The 22,342-nt window shown below is 68.3% G+C and carries 18 protein-coding genes, 1 tRNA gene and 2 rRNA genes; 1 reads left to right on the forward strand and 20 read right to left on the reverse strand.

The features are described from left to right. Positions 1-495: 495 nt before the first annotated feature. The 18 genes from KXC42_RS13265 to KXC42_RS27310 all read right to left on the reverse strand — a co-directional run bounded on the left by KXC42_RS13265 (position 496) and on the right by KXC42_RS27310 (position 17,960). Positions 496-569, reverse strand: a tRNA-Pro gene (locus KXC42_RS13265). A 97-nt stretch (positions 570-666) separates the two neighbouring features. Beyond that, on the reverse strand, positions 667-2,097 hold the full coding sequence (gene der, locus KXC42_RS13270) for a ribosome biogenesis GTPase Der (RefSeq protein WP_019289613.1): 1,431 nt from the start codon (positions 2,095-2,097) through the stop codon (positions 667-669). Beyond that, complete coding sequence (gene cmk, locus KXC42_RS13275; RefSeq protein ID WP_219130485.1) at positions 2,094-2,756, reverse strand: (d)CMP kinase; 663 nt, start codon at positions 2,754-2,756, stop codon at positions 2,094-2,096. The genes der and cmk overlap by 4 nt, the downstream gene beginning before the upstream one ends. Positions 2,757-2,788: 32 nt before the next feature. Further along, positions 2,789-4,009 carry a pseudouridine synthase gene (locus tag KXC42_RS13280; protein ID WP_248690213.1) on the reverse strand — a complete coding sequence of 407 codons (1,221 nt, stop codon included), beginning with the start codon at positions 4,007-4,009 and terminating at the stop codon, positions 2,789-2,791. Positions 4,010-4,019: 10 nt separating this feature from the next. Further along, positions 4,020-4,652: an SMC-Scp complex subunit ScpB gene (gene scpB / locus KXC42_RS13285; protein WP_051121632.1), complete on the reverse strand. Its 633-nt coding sequence runs from the start codon at positions 4,650-4,652 to the stop codon at positions 4,020-4,022. 143 nt (positions 4,653-4,795) lie between these two features. Further along, positions 4,796-5,692: a ScpA family protein gene (locus KXC42_RS13290; RefSeq protein WP_219129138.1), complete on the reverse strand. Its 897-nt coding sequence runs from the start codon at positions 5,690-5,692 to the stop codon at positions 4,796-4,798. A 5-nt stretch (positions 5,693-5,697) separates the two neighbouring features. Continuing rightward, complete coding sequence (locus tag KXC42_RS13295; protein ID WP_219129139.1) at positions 5,698-6,681, reverse strand: ParA family protein; 984 nt, start codon at positions 6,679-6,681, stop codon at positions 5,698-5,700. A 134-nt stretch (positions 6,682-6,815) separates the two neighbouring features. Next, positions 6,816-7,787 (reverse strand): site-specific tyrosine recombinase XerD, encoded by a 972-nt coding sequence (gene xerD / locus KXC42_RS13300; RefSeq protein ID WP_052040137.1) that lies wholly within the window; start codon positions 7,785-7,787, stop codon positions 6,816-6,818. 3 nt (positions 7,788-7,790) lie between these two features. Further along, on the reverse strand, positions 7,791-8,417 hold the full coding sequence (locus tag KXC42_RS13305) for an NUDIX hydrolase (RefSeq protein WP_219129140.1): 627 nt from the start codon (positions 8,415-8,417) through the stop codon (positions 7,791-7,793). 5 nt (positions 8,418-8,422) lie between these two features. Next, the gene (locus KXC42_RS13310) at positions 8,423-10,177 is read right to left on the reverse strand and encodes a CTP synthase (protein ID WP_082331809.1); all 1,755 of its coding nucleotides are present in this window, start codon (positions 10,175-10,177) and stop codon (positions 8,423-8,425) included. Positions 10,178-10,336: 159 nt separating this feature from the next. Beyond that, entirely contained in the window at positions 10,337-11,287 is a 951-nt protein-coding gene (locus KXC42_RS13315; protein WP_019289621.1) for a copper transporter, read from the reverse strand. Further along, positions 11,284-12,468 (reverse strand): putative cytokinetic ring protein SteA, encoded by a 1,185-nt coding sequence (steA, locus tag KXC42_RS13320; RefSeq protein ID WP_006552723.1) that lies wholly within the window; start codon positions 12,466-12,468, stop codon positions 11,284-11,286. Before steA ends, KXC42_RS13315 begins: the two co-directional genes overlap by 4 nt. 85 nt (positions 12,469-12,553) lie before the next feature. Beyond that, positions 12,554-14,323 carry a DNA repair protein RecN gene (gene recN, locus KXC42_RS13325; protein WP_219129141.1) on the reverse strand — a complete coding sequence of 590 codons (1,770 nt, stop codon included), beginning with the start codon at positions 14,321-14,323 and terminating at the stop codon, positions 12,554-12,556. Position 14,324: 1 nt separating this feature from the next. After that, positions 14,325-15,269 carry an NAD kinase gene (locus KXC42_RS13330; protein WP_064852419.1) on the reverse strand — a complete coding sequence of 315 codons (945 nt, stop codon included), beginning with the start codon at positions 15,267-15,269 and terminating at the stop codon, positions 14,325-14,327. Then, positions 15,266-16,090, reverse strand: coding sequence for a TlyA family RNA methyltransferase (locus KXC42_RS13335; protein WP_219129142.1), 825 nt, complete (start codon positions 16,088-16,090; stop codon positions 15,266-15,268). Before KXC42_RS13335 ends, KXC42_RS13330 begins: the two co-directional genes overlap by 4 nt. Position 16,091: 1 nt before the next feature. Further along, positions 16,092-16,322 (reverse strand): hypothetical protein, encoded by a 231-nt coding sequence (locus KXC42_RS13340; protein ID WP_019289625.1) that lies wholly within the window; start codon positions 16,320-16,322, stop codon positions 16,092-16,094. Between the two features lie 52 nt (positions 16,323-16,374). Then, on the reverse strand, positions 16,375-17,406 hold the full coding sequence (locus KXC42_RS13345) for an HAD-IIA family hydrolase (protein WP_019289626.1): 1,032 nt from the start codon (positions 17,404-17,406) through the stop codon (positions 16,375-16,377). Further along, entirely contained in the window at positions 17,403-17,960 is a 558-nt protein-coding gene (locus KXC42_RS27310) for a M48 family metallopeptidase (protein ID WP_006552717.1), read from the reverse strand. The genes KXC42_RS13345 and KXC42_RS27310 overlap by 4 nt, the downstream gene beginning before the upstream one ends. A 6-nt stretch (positions 17,961-17,966) precedes the next feature. Between KXC42_RS27310 and KXC42_RS27760 the strand changes: the two genes are divergently transcribed. After that, positions 17,967-18,830, forward strand: coding sequence for a hypothetical protein (locus KXC42_RS27760; RefSeq protein ID WP_373922155.1), 864 nt, complete (start codon positions 17,967-17,969; stop codon positions 18,828-18,830). A 47-nt stretch (positions 18,831-18,877) separates the two neighbouring features. Here KXC42_RS27760 and rrf read toward each other — a convergent pair. Continuing rightward, a 5S ribosomal RNA gene (gene rrf, locus KXC42_RS13355) occupies positions 18,878-18,994 on the reverse strand. Positions 18,995-19,103: 109 nt separating this feature from the next. Next, positions 19,104-22,239: ribosomal RNA gene (locus tag KXC42_RS13360) — 23S ribosomal RNA — on the reverse strand. Positions 22,240-22,342 lie beyond the last annotated feature (103 nt).

The following is a 22,342-nucleotide window of genomic DNA, read 5'->3' on the forward strand; positions in this document are numbered from 1 at the left end:
GCCGGTCTCGCCGGCGCGAGCAGCAGGAAGATGGGGAGCATACGATGCTCACGATCATGACGATCGGGGTCTATGGCTGCGATATCGGCGCCTTCTTGGAGGGGCTGCGGGAAGCGAACGTCCGCCTGTTGCTGGAGTGCGCCGGCGCCGGGGTGTCCAGGGACCCGAGTACGCCTGGACCAACTCGCTCAGGCTCCAGGCCGCCCTCGCCCAGGTGAAAATCGACTACCGGCAGGCCAACGCCCTTCTCAGCAGATCGTCTCGCGGTGCCGCGAAGTCCAAGGCACCGCGAGCCCGGCAGGGGCGCAGGCTGTGACCGCCGATCGACCGCTTCGCTGCGGCTCTGGTCCCCTTATCCACAGGAAGCCGCCGAGCCAACGTCGCGCACCGCACCGCACCGACGCGGCTGCTCGGCCGGCCGGGGGACCAGGCAAAAACGCCCCCGGGACATGACGAAGCCCAGGCGAGAAACTTACTCTCACCTGGGCATTTACGTCGGGCTGACAGGATTTGAACCTGCGACCACTTGACCCCCAGTCAAGTGCGCTACCAAGCTGCGCCACAGCCCGTCCGCGCTCTCTCCGAGCGCTCTCAGAGATTACAACAGGAACGGACCGAAACACTAATCGGCTGGTCAGCGCGTTTTCACGACCGGGCGTCGGGAGCTCACTTGCGGCGGTCGCGCTTCTCCCGCACGCGCACCGAGATCCGCACGGGACTGCCGTCGAAGTTGAACTCCTCCCGCAGGCGACGCTCGAGGAAGCGGCGGTAGCCGGCCTCGAGGAAGCCCGTGGTGAACAGCACGAAGGTCGGCGGCCGCGTAGCCGCCTGGGTGGCGAACAACACCCGGGGCAGGCGACCGCCGCGCATCGGCGGCGGAGTCGCGGCCACGACCTCCTTGAGCCACGAGTTCAGGCGTCCGGTCGAGATGCGCTTGTCCCACGACTCGAGGGCCGTCTCCATGGCCGGGACGAGCTTCTGCACCGCGCGACCGGTCTTGGCGGAGATGTTCACCCGCGATGCCCACGGCACCCGCAACAGGTCGCGGTCGATCTCGCGGCCGAGTTCGTAGCGGCGATCCTCGTCGACGAGATCCCACTTGTTGAACGCGATCACCAGGGCGCGCCCGGACTCGACGACCATCGTGATAACCCGCTGGTCCTGCTCGGTGATGGGCTGCGAGGCGTCGATGAGCAGCACCGCCACCTCGGCCGCGTCGATCGCACCCCGCGTGCGCAGGGAGGCGTAGAACTCGGCGCCGGACGCACTGTTGACGCGCTTGCGCAGACCGGCGGTGTCGACGAAGCGCCACGGCTTGCCGCCGAGCTCGACGATCGAGTCCACCGGGTCGACGGTGGTGCCGGCGATGTCGTGCACCACCGACCGTTCGTCGCCGGCGAGCTTGTTGAGCAGGCTCGACTTGCCGACGTTCGGCTTGCCCACCAGCGCGACGCGGCGAGGCCCTTCCCCACCGGTACCCTCGCGGGGCGTGGCCGGCAGCTTGGCGAGCAGCTCGTCGAGCAGATCACCGGTGCCGCGACCGTGGGTGGCCGATACCGAATAGGGCTGGCCGAGTCCGAGGGACCACAGTGTCGCGGCTTCGGATTCGACACGGTCGTCGTCTACCTTGTTCGCCACGAGCAGCACCGGAGTCTTCGACCGACGCAGCACCTTCGCGACGGCCTCGTCCACGCTGGTGGCGCCCACGGTGGCATCGACGACGACGAGGATCGCGTCGGCGGTGCGCATCGCGACCTCCGCCTGGCGGGCCACGGACTGCTGCATGCCCTTCGCGTCGGGTTCCCATCCGCCGGTGTCCTGCACCATGAACCGGCGGCCGTTCCACGACGCCTCGTACGAGACGCGGTCGCGGGTGACGCCCGGGACGTCCTCGACGACGGCTTCCCGTCGGCCGATGATGCGGTTGACCAGGGTGGATTTGCCGACGTTCGGTCGGCCGACCACGGCGACGGTCGGGACCGGGACGAACTCCTCGAGGTCGCCGCCCTCGGCGAATTCGATGTCCCAGTCGCCTTCTTCCGACCACGTGCCGTCGCCGTCGAACCCGGTGTAGTCGGTACTCAGGTCGTCGCTCACAGCTTCGCTCCAGTCTGCTCGGCGACCACCGCGAGCAGCGCGGCGATCACCTCGTCGATGTTCATGTCGCTGGTGTCCACGACGACCGCGTCGTCCGCCGCGCGCAGCGGGGACACCGCGCGGGTGGAGTCGAGGTGGTCGCGGCGCTGCACCGCGGCGAGGACCGTCTCGTAGTCGTCGCCGCGACCCTCGGCGATGTTCTGGTTGTTGCGCCGGTGCGCGCGGGCCTCCGCCGAAGCGGTGAGGAAGATCTTCACGTCCGCGTCGGGGAAGACGACGGTGCCGATGTCGCGTCCTTCGATCACGACGCGGTGCTCGGCGCGGCCGAGCCGCTGCTGGGCCTCGACGAGCAGGGTGCGCACCTCGGGCACGGCGGAGACCGCGGAGACCGCGGCCGTGACCTCGGCGCCGCGGATGACCTCGCGCACGTCGTCCCCGTCGAGGCGGATGTCCTCGACGGTGGGGTCGGTGCCGATCGACCACGGCAGGCCGGCGGTGACCGCGGCGATCGCGGCCGGATCGGTCAGATCGGTGCCGCGACGCAGGGCGTGCAGCGTCGCGATGCGGTACATCGCGCCGGTGTCGAGATAGGCGGCACCGAGATGCTGCGCGAGACGCTTGGAGACGGTGGACTTGCCCGTGCCGGACGGCCCGTCCATCGCGACGACCAACGCGTCGGCCGGTGCGCCGGTCACAGCTTCACCGCCTGGTACAGGCCCCCGACCTCGTTGCGGCCGAGGACACGGAGGGTGCCGGGACGCTGGTCGCCGAGCGCCACGGGACCGATGTTGGTGCGCACGAGCCGGATCACGGGGAACCCGACCGCGTCGAGTAGACGTCGCACGATGTGCTTGCGCCCCTCGTGCAGCACGAGCCGCACGAGCGACTGGCCCTCGTGGACCTCGAGCAGCGAGAACTCGTCGACGGAGGCGGGTCCGTCCTCGAGTTCGATGCCTGCCTTGAGCTGCTTGCCGACACCACGGGCGAGCACACCCTTGACGGTCGCCAGATAGGTCTTGGGCACCTCGAAGGACGGGTGCATCAGCCGATGGGCCAGTTCGCCGTCGTTGGTGAGCAGCAGCAGCCCTTCGGTGTCGGCGTCGAGACGACCGACGTGGAACAGGCGCTGCCCGGCGGCGACGCGTTCGGAGACGATGTCGCCGACGCACGGACGGCCGAGATCATCGGACATCGTGGACTGCCAGCCGCGGGGCTTGTTCAGCACGAGGTGCACGAGATCCTTGTTGATGACGACGCGGACGCCGTCGACCCGGATCACGGCGTTCTCCGGGTCCACGCGCAGGCCCTGCTCGACGACGATGTTGCCGTCGACCTCGACGCGACCCGCGGCGATGAGTTCCTCAGCGGCGCGGCGCGAGGCGACGCCGGCCTGGGCGAGCACCTTCTGCAGCCGCACGCCTTCACCGGCGGGCAGCTTGGCGGGGCCGGCCTCGCGATGCTGGTGCCGCGCGGGACGGGCGTTGCTCACGGTCGGAACGACGCGCTGCGCGACGCGCTTGGCGGCAGGCTTGGAGGGCTTACCGGTCGAGGTGCCCTTGCGGTGCGGTTTCCGACCGGCGGCCGGCTGTGACGGTTTGCGACCTCCGGCCGACTGTGCCGGATTGCGACCTCCGGCCGACTGTGCCGGATTGCGACCTCCGGCCGACTGTGCCGGATTGCGGCCCCCGGCCGACTGGCCGGGAGTGGCCCGGCGATCGGAGCGGGGTGAGTCGGTGCGCTCCCCCGAACGGGGAGCCCCTGCGCGCCCCGAGCGGGGAGCTTCGGTGCGTCCTCCGGAACGCGGTGCTTCCGCGCGTCCCGAGCGGGATCCCCCGGTGTTGCGCGTGTTCGCGCTACGAGGATTGTTTCTTCTACGGTCCGGTGTGCCATCACGGCGAGCGGGTGTATTCACTTGGTTCCTGTCAGTTCTCTGGATCGAACTCCGCGGGCGAGAGAGTCTCGGGACGCGCGTTCCTACCCATTCTCTCAAATCGTGGGTCCGACTCGAGACTGTCGGCGATGTCGTCGATCACATCGACATCGGGCAGAAGCGGCGCAACGGGCGGCAGATCCTGCAGAGATGCCAGGCCGAGACGTTCGAGGAACAGCTCCGTGGTGACGTAGAGCGTGCCGCCGGTCTCCGGATCAGTGCCCGCCTCTGCGATCAGATCCCGCGCGAGCAGGGTGCGCATCACCCCGTCGACGTTGACGCCACGCACGGCACCGACACGGCTGCGCGTGACCGGTTGCCGGTAGGCGATCACGGCGAGCGTCTCGAGTGCGGCGCGGGTGAGCTTGGTGCGCGCGCCACCCTGCAGCAGCTTCTCGACGTAGGGCGCGAAATCGCGGCGCGTGTAGAAGCGCCAGCCGTCGCCCGCGAACCGCAGGTCGATGCCGGATCCGCGCGCGGTGAGGTCCTGTGCGAGACGCCGCAGTGCGGCCTCGGCGTGGTCGGCGGTGACCCCGATGGCGGTCGCGAGCTGCTCGGTCGGCGCGGGGGTGTCGACGACGAGCAACAGTGCCTCGAGTGCCGCAGTGAGTTCGTCGGCGGCGATCTCGAGAAGTTCACCGTCCCACGCGCGTTCCGGCGCAGCAGTGTGTTCGTCACGTTCCCGCGCGGTGTCGTCCGTGCTCCCCGGCGCAGCGTCACTCTCGGGCGCAGCGTCGTCCGCGTGCTCCCGCGCGACGGTGTCGTCGTTCACCCGTAGTCCTCCTCGAAATCGATGGCCTCCCCGTCGTTCTCCCCTGTCCACGCGACCTGCAGATGTCCGAGTGGGTCGGGTTGTTCGAAGGTGACGGCACGTTCGCGGTAGAGCTCGAGCAGCGCGAGGAACCGGGCGACGACGAGCAGTCCGAGATCGCAGTCGGCGACGAGTTCGTCGAATCCGACCCAGACGCCGGCGCCGCGGGCGCGCAGCAGGCCGAGGATGTGGGCGGCCTGTTCGGGAACCGACACCTTCGGGGTGTGCAGGTGGTCGAGGCCGACGGTCGGTGGTGGTTTCGGCCGGAACGCCGCGGCCGCGATCTCGGCGAAGCGGTGCGCGTCGACACCGAGCACGACCTCCGGTACGAGATTCTCGTAGCACTCCTCGAGCGACACCGCGCGCGGATAGCGGCGCAGGGCGGCGGCCTCGAGGGCGGCGAACTGTTCGGCGATCTGCTTGTAGGCCCGGTACTGCAGTAGACGCGCGAACAGCAGGTCGCGGGCTTCGAGCAGGGCGAGGTCCTCGGGGTCGTCGACCTCGCCGGCGGGCAGCAGCCGGGCGGCTTTGAGGTCGAGCAGGGTCGCGGCGACGACCAGGAACTCGGTGGTCTGATCGAGGCCGAGTTCGGGACCGAGTTTGCGGGTGTAGGCGATGAAGTCGTCGGTGACCTCGTGGAGAGCCACCTCGGTGACGTCGAGGCGACGCTGCGAGATGAGGGTGAGCAGCAGGTCGAACGGGCCCTCGAAGTTGCGCAGGCGCACATGGAAGCCCGAGGTGGTCTCCTCGACCTCCGGCCGGTCCGGTTCGGTGGGTTCCTCGAGGACCACCGCGTCGGCCCCCGCTTCGGGTGCCGTGCCGGTGTCCGCGGTGTCGTGAACGGGAGCGTGCACGGGGCTCAGCGACCGCTCCGGTGGATCACTTCCCGCGCGAGTGCGCGGTACGATTCGGCGCCGGCAGAGGTGGGCGCCCAGCGGGTGATGGGTTCGCCGGCGACGCTGGTCTCGGGGAACTTGACGGTGCGGTTGATGACGGCGTCGTAGACGAGATCGCCGAAGACCTCCACGACCCGCGACATCACCTCACGACCGTGCAGGGTGCGCTGATCGAACATGGTGACGAGGATGCCGGCAACGGTCAGCTTCGGGTTGAGCCGGTCGCGGACCTTGGCGACGGTGTCGTTGAGCAGTGCCAGGCCGCGCAGGCTGAAGAACTCGCATTCCATGGGGATGAGCACCGAGTCGGCGCAGGCGAGCGCGTTGACGGTGAGCAACCCCAGCGACGGCTGGCAGTCGACGAGGATGTAGTCGTAGCGGTCGAGCATCGGGTACAGGGCGCGGCCCAGGGCCTGTTCGCGGCCGACCTCGGAGACGAGCTGGATCTCGGCCGCCGACAGGTCGATGTTGCTCGGCAGCAGGTCGAGGCCCTCGACGTGGGTGCGCACGAGCACGTCGTCGGTGGACACCCGCGGTTCGACGAGCAGGTTGTGCACGGTGAGATCGAGATCGTGGTGGGCGACACCGAGTCCGGCGGACAGTGCGCCCTGCGGGTCGAGGTCGACGAGCAGGACGCGGCGCCCGTACTCGGCGAGGGACGCCCCGAGGTTGATGGTCGAGGTGGTCTTGCCGACCCCGCCCTTCTGGTTGCACATCGCGATGATGCGGGCCGGTCCGTGGGTGGACAACGGCACCGGTTCCGGGACGGGACGGCGTGGCCGGCCGGTCGGTCCGAGATCGGGCTCGGCAGCGGTTCCGGAGTTGGTGGAAGGCTCGGTGGTGGACGTTCTGTCGGTGTCCTCGCGGCCGTGTGCGTCGACCGGGACGGTGTTCGACCGGAGGTGCTCCGGCTCCGTGTACGTGGCGGGTGGCCGAGGTGTGCCCACGTTCGGTACTCCCCCTGTCTTGCGACCCGGATGTCTTCTCGTCGACCCGTCGGGTGACCCGGCGGCTCGTCCCCAGAACGCTACCGCTTCGTCGGCAGGATCACCGCACGGACACGCGTCCCCTGCGGAGTCGGTCATCGTGCCCGCGGATGCGCCTGCGCCCATACCTCGCGGAGGGCACCGGCGGTGACCAGGGTGTATATCTGCGTGGTCGTCACAGAAGCATGCCCCAGTAACTCCTGTACCACGCGTACGTCGGCGCCACCGTCGAGCAGGTGCGTCGCGAAGGAGTGCCGCAGCGTGTGCGGCGACACCCCGACGTCGACTCCGGCGCGCTCGGCGGCGGTCTGCAGCACCTTCCACGCGCTCTGCCGCGACAGGCGGCCGCCGCGCGCGTTGAGGAAGACCGCGGCGGTGCGGCCGGTTGTCAGGGCGGGTCGTCCCCGCACGAGATAGGCGTCGAGCGCGCCGAGCGCCGGGCGTCCGACCGGGACGAGTCGCTGTTTGCCGCCCTTGCCGCGCAGCAGCACGGAGCGTGATTCGGTGTGGATGTCGTCGACGTCGAGCCCGACGGCCTCGGAGATGCGGGCGCCGGTGGAGTACAGCAGTTCGAGCAGGGCGCGGTCGCGCATGCTGCGGGGTCCGTCGGCGTCGCGGCCGGCCGCGTCGAGGATCGCGGTGACCTGGTCGACGGTCAGCGCCTTGGGCAGGCGACGCCCGGGCGCCGGGGGTTTGACGGTGCGGGCGACGTCGACCGGGGTCTGTCCTTCGGCGGCGGCGAAGCGGTGCAGGCCGCGCACGGCGATCAGGGCGCGGGCGGCCGAGCTCGCTGCCAGCGCCGGGCGGTTGCGTTCCGGGTCTCCGCGGCGCAGGCTCGCGGCGAAGTCGCTGATGTGGTGTTCGTGCACGTCGGCGAGGTCACCGATGTGGATGTCGGTGAGGTGTTCGACGTAGCGCAGCAGGTCGCGGCGGTAGGAGGCGAGGGTGTTCGTCGCGACCCCCCGTTCGACGGTCAGGTGCGCGAGATAGGCGTCGAGTTGCCCGGTGAGTGTCGGGGACGGCTGCGGAGCGACCTGCGTGGCGGGACGCTCCTCACCGGGCAGCACTGCTCACCCCTCCGCGCGCGTGCGGGCGAAGGTGGTGGGCCGGTCCGGCCACGGCGCGTCCGGTGCGCGGGTCGCGGTGCCCGTCGCGCGGGCGGTTGCGAACGCGAGGAGACCGGACACCGCGGTGGCGTTGACGATCTCCCCGCGCAGCACCATCGCCACGGCCTCGTCCACCGGGACGCGGCGGACCTCGAGATCGGCCTCCTCGTGCTCGGGTTCGGGCCGGTCGACCTCGCTCAAGCCGCGGGCGGCGAAGACGCGCACGGCTTCGTCGGTGAATCCGGGTGAGAGCGCGAGGTCGACGAGGAGTTCCCAGTCGGCGGCGGCCAGGCCGGTCTCCTCGGCGAGTTCGCGGCGGGCGGTGTCGAGGGGGTCCTCGCCGGGTGCGTCGAGCAGCCCGGCGGGCAGTTCCCACAGTCGCCGGCCGAGCGGGTGCCGGTACTGGTGCACGAGCACCACCCGGTCCTTCTCGTCGACGGCCACCACCGCGACCGCACCGTGGTGTTCGACCACTTCGCGTTCGGCGGTGTGCCCGTCGGGCATCGCCACGTCGTCGACGCGCAGCGACACGATGGCGCCCGTGTAGATCCGCCGGCTGTCCAGGGTGCGGAAGTCGTGTCGCTGCGCCATGTCGACTACTCGGCGTCGCCGGCGGTGGACGTCGACGCGGTCGAGCCGACCGATTCCTCGGAGGTGCTGCTCTCGCCGTGGATGTCGACCGGGAGTCGCTCAGCCGCCTTGTACTGCAGTGCCGCGGCAACGAGGCCGGAAAACAGCGGGTGCGGGCGGGTGGGCCGGCTCTTGAGTTCCGGGTGCGCCTGGGTGGCGACGAAGAACGGATGCTGCTCGGCCGGGTACTCGACGAACTCGACGAGCCGCCCGTCCGGGGAGGTGCCGGAGAACACCAGACCGGACTTGGCGATCTTGTCGCGGTAGGCGTTGTTGACCTCGTAGCGGTGCCGGTGCCGTTCGGAGACCTGCTCGCTGCCGTAGGCCCTGGCCACGACCGAGCCCTTCTTCAGCGTGGCCGGGTAGGCACCGAGACGCATGGTGCCGCCGAGATCGGCCTCACCGGCGACCGCCTGTTCCTGGTCCGCCATCGTGGAGATCACCGGGGCGGTGGTGTCGGGATCGAACTCGGTGGACGACGCGTCCTCGATGCCGACCGACCGCGCGGCCTCGATGACGACACACTGCAGGCCCAGGCACAGGCCGAGCAGCGGGATCCGGCGGGTGCGGGCGAACCGGATGGCGCCGAGCTTGCCCTCGATACCGCGGATGCCGAAGCCGCCGGGGATCAGGACGGCGTCGACGTCGCCGAGGTGCTTCTCGGCACCGGCCTCGGTCTCGCACTCGTCGGAGGCGACCCAGCGGATCTTGACCTTCGCGCGGTGCGCGAAACCGCCGGCGCGCAGCGCCTCGGTGACCGACAGGTAGGCGTCGGGCAGGTCGATGTACTTGCCGACGAGCGCGACCTCGACGGTCTCGCGGGGATTGTGGACCCGCTCGAGCAGGTTGCCCCACACGGTCCAGTCGACGTCCCGGAAGGGCAGGCCGAGCTGGCGCACGACGTAGGCGTCGAGTCCCTCGCTGTGCAGCACCTTCGGGATGTCGTAGATGCTCGGCGCGTCGGGGCAGGAGATGCAGCCGGCGACGTCGACGTCGCACATCAGCGAGATCTTCGCCTTGAGCGAGGCCGGCACGTCGCGGTCGCAGCGCAGCACGAGCGCGTCGGGCTGGATACCGATGTTGCGCAGCGCGGCCACCGAGTGCTGGGTCGGCTTGGTCTTCAGCTCACCGGACGGCCCGAGATAGGGCACGAGCGAGACGTGCAGGAAGAAGCAGTTGTCGCGGCCGACCTCGTGGCGCACCTGGCGGGCGGCCTCGAGGAAGGGCTGCGACTCGATGTCGCCGACGGTGCCGCCGATCTCGGTGATCACCACGTCGGGGGTCTGGCCCTCGGAGTCGGGTGCGGCCATCGCGAGGATGCGGCGCTTGATCTCGTCGGTGATGTGCGGGATGACCTGCACGGTGTCGCCGAGATATTCGCCGCGGCGTTCCTTGGCGATGACCGTGGAGTACACCTGCCCGGTGGTGACGTTCGCGTCGGCGGACAGGTCGCGGTCGAGGAAGCGCTCGTAGTGGCCCACGTCGAGGTCGGTCTCGGCGCCGTCCTCGGTGACGAAGACCTCACCGTGCTGGAACGGATTCATCGTGCCGGGGTCGACATTGAGGTACGGGTCGAGCTTCTGCATCGTCACGCGCATGCCGCGTGCGGTGAGCAGAGTGCCCAGGCTCGACGCTGTGAGCCCCTTGCCGAGAGAGGACGCGACGCCCCCGCTGACGAAGATGTGCTTGGTAGGGGTACGCGAGTGGCGTGACTGTGGCAAAGAAGCTCCCGTGACGTCAGGTGCAGGACTTTTGGACTGATGCGATACAGCTGGGGCCTGCCGACCCACGGAACTTCACGGTAACACCTCCGTGGGCGGGCGCGTACCCGACTCGCGATTGCCGACCCTCGGTGCAATCGACGTCACAGGCGGCGACGCTCAGCGGGCCGGGGAGCCGACTGTGACGGCGGTGGCGCTCGGCCCCGTCCCGTACCGGCCGGTGCCCCCGTCGTACTGCTCGCGCAGCGCCAGAACCGTCGTCAGGCGCCCCGATTCGCGGTCGAGATTGTCGACCGTGGACAGGCCCGCGGCGAGCGCGGCGTCGGCCCGCACGACGGCGATCGGTCCGTTGCCCTCCGCTGCCCCCGTGCGGCCGGCGAGCACCGCGCCGGCGCCGCGGCCGTCGACGACTCCGGCGAAGCGCGCGATGAGCGACCCGCGATTGCCGGCGCGTTCGGCGTTGCCGCTGTGGTCGCCGGTGACAACGAGGGCGCTCTGGGCCGGTTCGACCTGGCCGTCCTCGTAGGTGACGAAACCGCCGCTGCGCAGCGTGGTCAGGGCGAGGGCGCGTTCCTCGGGGGTGCTGCGCGGTTGCCCGGTGCCCGGGTCGACGAGCAGCACCGCGCCGAGCAGATCCCCGGCGAGACTGCCCGGGTCGACGGCGCCGGTCTGCAGTTCCACGCCGGCGGGCACGACGTTGGTGACGGTTGTGCGGAGCTGGTCGGTGCCGGAGGCGTCGACGAACGAATCGGTCAGCGCGATCCGGGCGGTGACCCGGCCGCCGGCATCACCGACGGACCGCACGACGGCGTCGACGTCCTCGGGTGCGGCGTCCGGGGTGGTCACGAGAAGGACGGTGCGGTCGAGGAGTTCGTCGCGCACGATCCGCGGGCCGACGGTCGAGTCGAACCCGTCGGCGGCGAGCAGTTGTGCCTCGAGCCGGCTGCCGTGGTCCTCGGCCTCCTGGATCTCGCGGCGCAGCTCGGCCTTGTCGTCGCGCAAGCCGGAGACGACGCTGTCGGCCAGCAATCCGGAGCCGAGCACGATCCCGACCGCCAGGCCGAGGAACACCGCCACCAGGGAGACGACGTGATGGCGCATCGAGATCACGCGCGCAGACCCCGAATCCACTCGACGGCGGAGTCCCACCACTGCCGGGCGAGTTCGACGACGTCGGCACCGAGATTGGACACGGCGAGTGCGGCGATCACGGCGATGAGGGCCGCGAAGACGAGCAGGGCGATCACGCCGCCCGAGACGCGGCTGCGGTAGAGGGTGGCCACCGCCTTCGCATCGACGAGTTTCGGCCCGACCTTCAGACGGGTCATCACCGCCGACGGATTGGTGTCGCGACGGCCGTGGTCGAAGAACTCGTCGAGCGAGACAGTGCTGCCGACGGTCACCACCAGCGCCGCACCGTGATGCTCGACGAGCAGCAGCGCCAGGTCGGTGGGGGTGCCGACGGCGGGGAAGGTCATCGCGCCGATGCCGAGATCCTGTATCCGCTCGAGACCCGGGGCGTGGCCGTCCGGGTCGGCGGGCAGCACCACTTCGGCGCCCGATTTGAGGGTGGAAGTGCCGATCTCGTCGGGGTCGCCGACGATGAGGTCGGGGCGATAGCCCGCCTTGGAGAGGGCGTCCGCGCCGGGGCCGACGCCCACCAGGATCGGTGAGTACTCCTTGATGAACGGCTTGAGATCCTTGAGGTCCTGCACATGCCCGGGGCCGTCGGAGACGACGACGACGTGCCGGTCGCGCAGGTCCAGGTCGATGTCGGGGATGCCGACGCCGTCGATGAGCAGCGGGCTCTCCGAGCGGATGAACTCGATGGTGTTGCCCGAGAACGCCTCGAGGTGATCGACGAGCCCGGTTCGCGCCTCGATCATGCGGTCGGAGATCTCGATGTCGGTCTGCTCGTCGCCCTCGATGAGCAGCTTCTCCCCCGCGTACACGCCACCCTCGTGCACCCGGACCTTCGCGCCGTCCTTGATCTTCTTGAAGACCTCGGTGCCGACGTTGTCGACGAGCACGATGTCGTGCGCGACGATCACTTCGGGACCGAGATTCGGGTACCGGCCCGAGATCGACGGGGACGCGTTGATCACCGCGGTGACGCCCGCCTCGACGAGCGCATCGGCGGTGACACGATCGAGGTCGATGGCGTCGAGGACGACCACGTCGCCGGGACCGATCCGGCGCAGCAGCTTCGCGGTGTTCCTGTCGACCCGGGCAATGCCACTCACTCCGGGCAACGTTTCGTTGTTACGGGACAGCAGCGCCGGCATCTTCATGCAAGAGATGATGCGCCGGTATACGAGTGAGGTTGTGGAGGCGCGCCGGTAGTCGTGTGAACATCACCCCGGCACGCCGGGCGGGTCAGCCGGTGCGCTCGGCGTGGGCGACGGCCAGCAGTTCCTCGGCGTGCGCACGTCCGGTCTCGGTGTCGTCGAGACCGGCGAGCATGCGGGCCAGTTCGGTAACCCTCTCCTCCTCGGTGAGGGTGCGCACCCCGCTGCTGATCACCCCAGCCCGGTCGTCGACCTTGTCGACGACGAGATGGGTGTCGGCGAACGCCGCGACCTGCGGCAGGTGCGTGACCACGATGACCTGGTGGGTGCGCGACAGGCGCGCGAGACGCCGGCCGATCTCGACGGCGGCGCGGCCACCGACCCCGGCGTCGACCTCGTCGAAGACCATCGTCGCGCCGCGCTCGGAACCGGCGAGCACCACTTCGAGGGCGAGCATGACGCGGGAGAGCTCACCGCCGGACGCGCTGCGGGCGAGCGGGCGGGCCGGGGCGTCGCTGTGCGGAGCGAGCCGGAACTCCACCTCGTCGATCCCGGATTCGCCGGCGTGCAGGAGCCGGTCGCCGACCGACAGCGGGGCGGTGTCGCTCACGGTCGCCGCACGGTCGGCGATGTGCACGTCGAGCACGGCGCGCCCCATCGCGAGGCCGGACAGTTCCTTGCTCACGGCCTTCGCGAGTTTGCCGGCGACCTTGTGCCGCGCCGCCGACAGCGCGGTGGCGGTCTCCGCGGTCGCGGCGGCCTCCGCGTCGACCTCGGCGGCGAGCTTGTCGATCGCCTCCGCGGAGACGTCCAGTCCGGACAGGCGTTCGCGGGCCTCGCGCGCCCACTCGAGCACGCCGTCTATGTCGGCGGCGTACTTGCGGGTGAGGTTCTTCAGTTCCGCCTGCCGGTTGAGCAGGGTCTCGAGCTCGCTCGGGTCGGACGGCAGGTCGGACAGATAACCGGAGATGTCGCCGGTGACGTCGGTGACCACCGCGATCGCCTCGCCGAGGCGGGGCCCGAGCTCGCGCAGGGCGGGATCGTCGCAGCCCTCGAGGCGGGCGCGGGCCTCGCCGAGCAGGTCGAGTGCCGCCGAGTACGCGTCGGCGTCGCCGCTGTCGTCGCCGGCGAGGGCGTTGTGCGCGACGGTGGCCGCCTCGCGCAGCGAGTCGAGGTCGGACAGGCGCCGCACCTCGTCGACGATGCGGGTGTCCTCCCCCGGTTCGGGTGCGACGCGGTCGATCTCGTCGAGACCGAAGTGCAAGCGATCGGCCTCCTGCGCGAGCTCACGCGACCGTTCGGTGCGTTCCTGCAGTTCGGCGCGGGCCTCGAGCCAGCGGCGTCGCCGGGTTCGGTAGCGGTCGAGCAGACCGGCGACGGTCTTGCCGCCGAACCGGTCGAGCGCGGCGCGCTGCTCGTCGGGACGCAGCAGCCGCAGCTGGTCGTTCTGGCCGTGCACGGTCAGCAGCGGCCCGGTGAATTCGGACAGCACCCCCACCGGCACGCTGCGTCCGCCGAGGTGGGCGCGGGAGCGGCCGTCGCTGCCGACGGTGCGCACGGCGATGATGCTGCCGTCCTCGTCGCGCTGGGCGCCGGTGGCCTCGAGCAGTTCGGCGATCTGCTGTTCGATGTGGCTGGGCGCCGGTTCGATCTCGAAGCGTCCTTCGACCACGGCGCGGCTGGCGCCGACCCGTACCCGGGAGGGGTCGGCGCGCACCCCGGAGAGCAGATGCAGGCTCGTGACGACCATCGTCTTGCCGGCACCCGTCTCGCCGGTGAGCACCGTCAGTCCCCCGTGGAAGCGCGCGTACGCCTCGGAGATCACACCCAGGTTGTCGATCCGGATCTCTGCGAGCATCTCAGAGTTTCCTTCCCCGCCAGCCCTTCACCGGAAGTTCGAACTTGCGCACCATCCGATCCGCGAACGGTGCCGAATCGAGCCGCACCCAGCGGACCGGATCGCATCCTCGCACCACTTCGAGCCGGGCCCCGGCCGGGACGTCGATGATGCGGCGACCGTCGCAGAAGACCACCCCGTCGTGGCCGCCGGCGAGGGTCTCGACGGCGATGATCGACTCGGGGCTGGTTACCAGCGGGCGCGCGAACAGAGCGTGTGCATTGCTCGGGATCACCAGCAGCGCTTCGAGTTCGGGCCAGACGATCGGTCCGCCGGCCGAGAAGGCGTAGGCCGTCGATCCCGTCGGGGTGGCGACGAGGACACCGTCGCAGCCGAACGACGAGACCGGACGACCGTCGACCTCGAGCACCACCTCGAGGACCCCGAGCCGCGACTTGTTCTCGAGACTCGCCTCGTTGAGCGCCCACCCGCGGTCGAGGACCTCGGCGTCCATGCGCACCGTCACGTCGAGCGTCATGCGCTGTTCGACGCGGTACTCGCGGCGCACCACCTGCATGAGCGCTTCCTCGAGGTGTTCGGCCTCGGACTCGGCGAGGAAACCGATGCGGCCGAGGTTGATACCGAGGACGGGCACCGCCGAGTACTGCGCGAGTTCGGCCGCCCGCAGGAAACTGCCGTCGCCCCCGAGGACGATCACCATCTCGCATCCGGCGGCCGCCTCCGGCCCCGGTTCGACGACGCTGATGAAACTGCCCGGCAGGGCGAGGACGCCGAGTCCGTTGCTCACCGACTCGTCGTCGAGGGTGCGCAGACCGATGCCGGCCTCACCGAGGATCTTCGCGACCCGCAGCGCGGTGCCGGCGATCTCGTCGCGCCCCGAATGGGAGACCAGCAGGATCTCCCGGCCCGATCGCACCGCGTCGGCCGCGGCGGTCTCTTCGCTCACTGTGGTCCTTCCTGAACCGCACGCTCGATCAGTTCGATCACCGCCGGGTCGAGTTCCTCCGGTCCCGGCTCTCCGGCCCGCAGCCACAGGAAGTACTCGACGTTCCCGGACGGCCCGGGCAACGGGCTCGCCACCGCTCCGAGGGTGCGCAGCCCCTGCCGCTGCGCTTCGCGCGCGACGTCGAGCACCGCCTCGGTGCGCAGCGCCGGGTCGCGTACCACGCCGCCGCTGCCGACCCGGTCCTTGCCCACCTCGAACTGCGGTTTGACCATCGGCAGCAGGTCGCCGCCGGGGGCGACGCAGGCGACGAACGCCGGCAACACCAACTTCAGCGAGATGAACGACAGGTCCGCGACCACCAGGTCGACGCGCCCGCCGATCGTCTCCGCGTCGATGCTACGCACATTTGTTCGATCGATCACATGGACACGCTCGTCGGACTGCAGACGCCAGACCAGCTGGCCGTAGCCGACGTCCACCGCGACGACCTCCGCGGCACCCTCGTGCAGCAGCACATCGGTGAAACCGCCGGTCGACGCGCCGGCGTCGAGGCAGCGACGCCCCGACACCTGCAACCCCTGCGGCGTGAACGCTTCGAGGGCGCCGAGGAGCTTGTGGGCACCGCGGGACGCCCAGGAGACCTCGTCGCTCCCCTCGGTGACGATCAGCGGCGTGTTCGGTTCGACGGCGGTCGCCGGTTTGGAGGCCACGGTGCCGGCGATCAGCACCCGACCTGCGGCGATCAGTTCGCTGGCGTGCTCGCGGGAGCGCGCCAGACCCCGCCGCACCAGTTCCGCGTCGACGCGTGCCCGGCGTGCCACGTCAGATCTTGTCCACGGTCGACAAAGCCTGCACGAGGACCTCGTGGGCTCGTTCGAGCAGGTCGGCCTGCTCGAGCAGCACGGACTGATCGGCGCTCTCGGCACCGGGGACGGATGCGCCCTCGCGGACACGCGCCAGCAAAGCGTCGACCTCCTCGCGGACGTGTGCGGGATCGACGGTGGGGCGTGCGCCGGGAAGGTGTTCGCCCGGACGTGGAATCGGCGTGCTCATCGCCGTCCACGCTAGTCGATGGATGCGACCGGGCTACACCCTCCGGTGCGGATCAGACCGTCGCCGCCCACGCGTCCACGACGGACCGCGCCCGCTCGTCCACCGGACGGACCTGTCCGAATCCGGGGTTGGCCCAGGCGATGTCGAGCAGACCCCGCAGCGCCTCCATCGGATCGGCGGCCGACGGCGCGGCGGCGAGGTGAAGATCACCCCCGTCGACCGTGACGTCCCACGAGTCGTGCGATGCGACACGGAGCCGGTCGGCCGGCTGATCGAGACTCGTGAGCGAGGCCGCGACGTAGGTCGGGCGCTGCTCGGCCGGAGCCCGCAGCAGATCGTCGACGGTGCTGACCCCGGTCAGCACGAGCAGGGAATCCGCACCGACGGCGTTGGCGCCTTCGATGTCGGTGTCCAACCGGTCACCGATGACGAGGGGACGACGGGCACCGCCGCGACGGATCGCGTCCTCGAGCAGCGGAGCTGCGGGTTTGCCCGCCACGATCGGGGTCGCGCCGGTGGCGTTGTGCACCGCCGCGACCATCGACCCGTTGCCGAGGACGAGTCCGCGCTCGGTCGGCAGAGTCGAGTCGACGTTGGTGGCCACCCACAGAGCGCCTGCGCGGACGGCGAGCGTCGCCTCCGCCAGGATCGCCCATCCGGTGTCCGGGGAATGCCCCTGCACCACCGCCACCGGATGCGCGTCCGCGGACCGAACCGGGGTGAGGCCGACACCGGCCACCTCCTCGGCCAGGGCCTCGGTGCCGACGACGAGCACCGGCACACCGGCCGGGAACCGCTCGGCCAGCAGGCGCGCAGCGGACTGCGAGCTCGTCACCACCGACGAGTCGTCGGCCGGGAAGCCGAGTTCTCGCAGGTGCAGGGCGACCTCCGACGGCCGGCGGCTGGCGTTGTTCGTCACGTACAGAACGGTGTCGTCACCGGCGGCCAGCGCCTCGCGAGCACCCGGGACGGGTTCGGCGCCCCGGTAGACGGTGCCGTCGAGGTCGAGCAGCAGGACGTCGTAGATCCGACGCAGACTGTCGCTGGAAGCCGTACTGCCGGAAACGTCGGTGCCGTCGGTCACGGCGACTCTCCGGTGAGCTCCTCCACCCGCTCCTCGGCGTCGGTGACGCCTTCGATGTCCGCGCCTGCGGAGTGCAGGAACCATTGCAGGCCTTCTTCGGTCCGCCCGGCGGCGACGAGAGCGTCGGCGTAGGCGTAGAAGAGACGGGCAGCCGGTGTACCGGTCCGCTCGGGGTCGAGATCGGGCGTCTGCAGGGTGACGACGGCCTGGTCGTACTGACCGAGATCCATGCGGGCACCGGCGAGGACAATCCGCAGCTCTGTCGCCTCGTCGCCGGTCAGCTTGCGAGCTTCCTCGCTCCGGCCCAGTTCGAGCGCCTTCTCGGGGCGACCGAGACCGCGTTCGCAGTCGGCCATCACGGCGAGCAGTCCGGTACCACCGGACATGCGACGTGCTGCGCGGAGTTCGGACAGCGCCTCCGCCCACTCCCCGGCGTGGTAGGCGGTGATGCCGGCGGCCTCGCGGACGACCGCGATGCGGCCGGCGCGCTGACGGGCGGCGCGAGCATGGGTGAGCGCGGCGCGAGGATCGTCGTCGAGCAGACGACCGGCCATCACCAGATGCCGGGCGACGGAGTTCGCGTTCGACTTGTCCAGGCTCAGCAGATCGCGGCGGATCGTCGGGTCGAGCTCGGATGCCTCGACGTCGTCGGGGATGTCCGGCTCGTCCGGACGTGCATCGCGGCGCTGCGGTGCGATGCCATCGCGCCCGCGACCCGGACCGAATCCACCTTCACCGCCACGACGACGGGGTGCTCCCTCGCCACGACGGTCACCGGACTGGGGGCCACGGCGGTCGCCGGAATAGCCTCGCCGGTCGCCGCCACCTCGCTGGTCACTGCCTCGCTGGTCGCCACCACGACGATCGTCGCGGTTGCCGTAGCTGCGCTCACCGCCGGGACGGTCCGAACCCTGACGGGGACGGTCGCCGTACTGCCGACCACGCTCGTCACCGCGGCTCGACCGGTCATCGCTGCGGCGGGGGCGGTCGTCGCCTCCGGAACGTTCGCGGTAGGGACGGTCGCTGCGACCGGAACGAGCGTCGTCGCGGCCGCGATCCCGACGGTCTCCGCCCTGGAAGGAACGGCGGTCGTCGCCACGCTGGGAGCGCTGATCGTCACTGCGCTGGGGGCGCCGATCGTCACTGCGCTGGGGGCGCCGATCGTCGCTCCGGTGCGGGCGCCGATCGTCACCGCGCTGCGGACGGTCGTCTCGTCCGGACGAACGTCCGGCGGATGCGTAGCCACCCTGCCGGCGGTCGTCGCCGCGTCCACGCTCGCCGCGGTCGCGGGGTGCGCGCTCGTCGCGGCTGTCGCCGGCGCGTTCCTCGCGCTCGTTCTTGCGGCCCGACCACGGAGTGGATCCTCCACTCCTGAAGGACCGACGTTCACCGTTGCCGTCGGACACAGAAAAATCCTCTCATGAAAACACGAAAGGGGACCCAAACGAGTGGGTCCCCTTTCGGAACGGGTGTTCGGCGGTGTCCTACTCTCCCACACCCTGTCGAGTGCAGTACCATCGGCGCAGACAGGCTTAGCTTCCGGGTTCGGAATGGGACCGGGCGTTTCCCTGTCGCTATGACCGCCGTAACTCTATGAAACAATAGTCCACGCAGATTCCTCGAATCACCTGCTGCTGCAGGATTTTCGGATCTGTGTGTGTTGTTTCAGATACCGCACAGTGGACGCGTAACATCTTCGTGGTAAGTCCTCGGCCTATTAGTACCGGTCACCTCCACCCATTGCTGGGCTTCCAGTTCCGGCCTATCAACCCGGTGGTCTGCCGGGGGCCTTACCCCCCTCGAGGGGGTGAGAAACCTCATCTTGGAACAGGCTTCCCGCTTAGATGCTTTCAGCGGTTATCCCTTCCGAACGTAGCCAACCAGCCATGCCCCTGGCGGGACAACTGGCACACCAGAGGTTCGTCCGTCCCGGTCCTCTCGTACTAGGGACAGCCTTCCTCAAGTTTCTAACGCGCGCGGCGGATAGAGACCGAACTGTCTCACGACGTTCTAAACCCAGCTCGCGTGCCGCTTTAATGGGCGAACAGCCCAACCCTTGGGACCTACTCCAGCCCCAGGATGCGACGAGCCGACATCGAGGTGCCAAACCATCCCGTCGATATGGACTCTTGGGGAAGATCAGCCTGTTATCCCCGGGGTACCTTTTATCCGTTGAGCGACACCGCTTCCACATGCCGGTGCCGGATCACTAGTCCCGACTTTCGTCCCTGCTCGACCTGTCAGTCTCACAGTCAAGCTCCCTTGTGCACTTGCACTCGACACCTGATTGCCAACCAGGCTGAGGGAACCTTTGGGCGCCTCCGTTACATTTTGGGAGGCAACCGCCCCAGTTAAACTACCCACCAGGCACTGTCCCTGAACCAGATCATGGTCCGAGGTTAGAGGTCCAATACGATCAGAGTGGTATTTCAACAACGACTCCACCCATACTGGCGTATGAGCTTCACAGTCTCCCACCTATCCTACACAAACCGAACCGAACACCAATACCAAGCTATAGTGAAGGTCCCGGGGTCTTTTCGTCCTGCCGCGCGTAACGAGCATCTTTACTCGTAATGCAATTTCGCCGAGTCTGTGGTCGAGACAGCAGAGAAGTCGTTACGCCATTCGTGCAGGTCGGAACTTACCCGACAAGGAATTTCGCTACCTTAGGATGGTTATAGTTACCACCGCCGTTTACTGGGGCTTAAATTCTCAGCTTCGCGGATTGCTCCGCTAACCGGTCCTCTTAACCTTCCAGCACCGGGCAGGCGTCAGTCCGTATACATCGTCTTACGACTTCGCACGGACCTGTGTTTTTAGTAAACAGTCGCTTCTCTCTGGTCTCTGCGACCACCCCCAGCTCGGACCGCAAGGGCCGTCACCGAGCGTGGTCCCCCTTCTCCCGAAGTTACGGGGGCATTTTGCCGAGTTCCTTAACCACAGTTCTCTCGATCGCCTCGGTATTCTCTACCTGACCACCTGTGTCGGTTTGGGGTACGGGCCGTGTACCAACTCACTAGAGGCTTTTCTCGGCAGCATAGGATCACTGAATTCCCCTCAACGGGTACGCATCACCTCTCAGGCTGCATGAACGGCGGATTTGCCTACCATTCGCCCTACCGGCTTACACCAGGTACTCCATCACCTGGCCCAGCTACCTTCCTGCGTCACCCCATCGCTTGACTACTACAATCAGGGTCCCGTGCAGCCATCCCCACAGTTCCCGAAGGAACAGCGGAAACTTTTGGACGGTTAGCACAACTGATTCGCCATTGGGCGCGGATACACGGGTACGGGAATATCAACCCGTTGTCCATCGACTACGCCTGTCGGCCTCGCCTTAGGTCCCGACTCACCCTGGGCGGATTAACCTGGCCCAGGAACCCTTGGTCATCCGGCGGACGAGTTTCTCACTCGTCTTTCGCTACTCATGCCTGCATTCTCACTCGCGCAGCCTCCACACCTGGATCACTCCGGCGCTTCCACGGCTGCACGACGCTCCCCTACCCACCCACACCACTGCACACGTTCCCGCAGGAACGAATGGGTGTTGTGTGAGTGCCGCGGCTTCGGCGGTGTACTTGAGCCCCGCTACATTGTCGGCGCAGAACCACTTGACCAGTGAGCTATTACGCACTCTTTCAAGGGTGGCTGCTTCTAAGCCAACCTCCTGGTTGTCTCAGCGATCCCACATCCTTTTCCACTTAGTACACGCTTAGGGGCCTTAGCCGGCGATCTGGGCTGTTTCCCTCTCGACTACGAAGCTTATCCCCCGCAGTCTCACTGCCGCGCTCTCACTCACCGGCATTCGGAGTTTGGCTGATTTCGGTAAGCTTGTGGGCCCCCTAGACCATCCAGTAGCTCTACCTCCGGTGAGAAACACGCGACGCTGCACCTAAATGCATTTCGGGGAGAACCAGCTATCACGGAGTTTGATTGGCCTTTCACCCCTACCCACAACTCATCCCCTCAGTTTTCAACCTAAGTGGGTTCGGGCCTCCACGACGTCTTACCATCGCTTCACCCTGGCCATGGGTAGATCACTCCGCTTCGGGTCTAGAACATGCCACTACATGCGCCCTATTCGGACTCGCTTTCGCTACGACTACCCCACACGGGTTAACCTCGCGACATGCCACTAACTCGCAGGCTCATTCTTCAAAAGGCACGCCATCACCCACCACGAACTGAATCGTGCATCGGCTCTGACGGATTGTAAGCGCACGGTTTCAGGTACTATTTCACTCCCCTCCCGGGGTACTTTTCACCTTTCCCTCACGGTACTAGTCCGCTATCGGTCACCAGGGAGTATTCAGGCTTATCGGGTGGTCCCGACAGATTCACACCGGATTTCACGGGCCCGGTGCTACTCGGGTACTTTTCACGAGAGCCGGCAAGTTTTCGTCTACGGGATTCTCACCCTCTACGACAGGCCGTTCCAGACCACTTCGACTAACCAACCGGTTTTTTACTCTCGCCCGTCATGACAGTGACGGGAAGAAAAGCCCCACAACCCCACGGATGCAACGCCTGCCAGCTATCACACACCCATGGTTTAGCCTCATCCGCTTTCGCTCGCCACTACTCACGGAATCACATGTTGTTTTCTCTTCCTGTGGGTACTGAGATGTTTCACTTCCCCACGTTCCCTCCACACACCCTATATATTCAGATGCGGGTAACACGACATCACTCGTGCTGGGTTTCCCCATTCGGAAATCCTCGGATCACAGCTCGGTTGACAGCTCCCCGAGGCATATCGCAGCCTCCCACGTCCTTCATCGGCTCCTGGTGCCAAGGCATCCACCGTACGCTCATAAACACTTACAACAAAGATGCTCGCGTCCACTGTGCAGTTCTCAAACAACACACAACAACCCCTACCGCAAGAAAACTGATTTCCTTGTTTCGCGGATCATCGTCGCTGATCAAA

It is taken from the genome of Rhodococcus sp. LW-XY12 (assembly GCF_019317345.1).
Taxonomy (GTDB): Bacteria; Actinomycetota; Actinomycetes; order Mycobacteriales; family Mycobacteriaceae; genus Rhodococcus; species Rhodococcus pyridinivorans.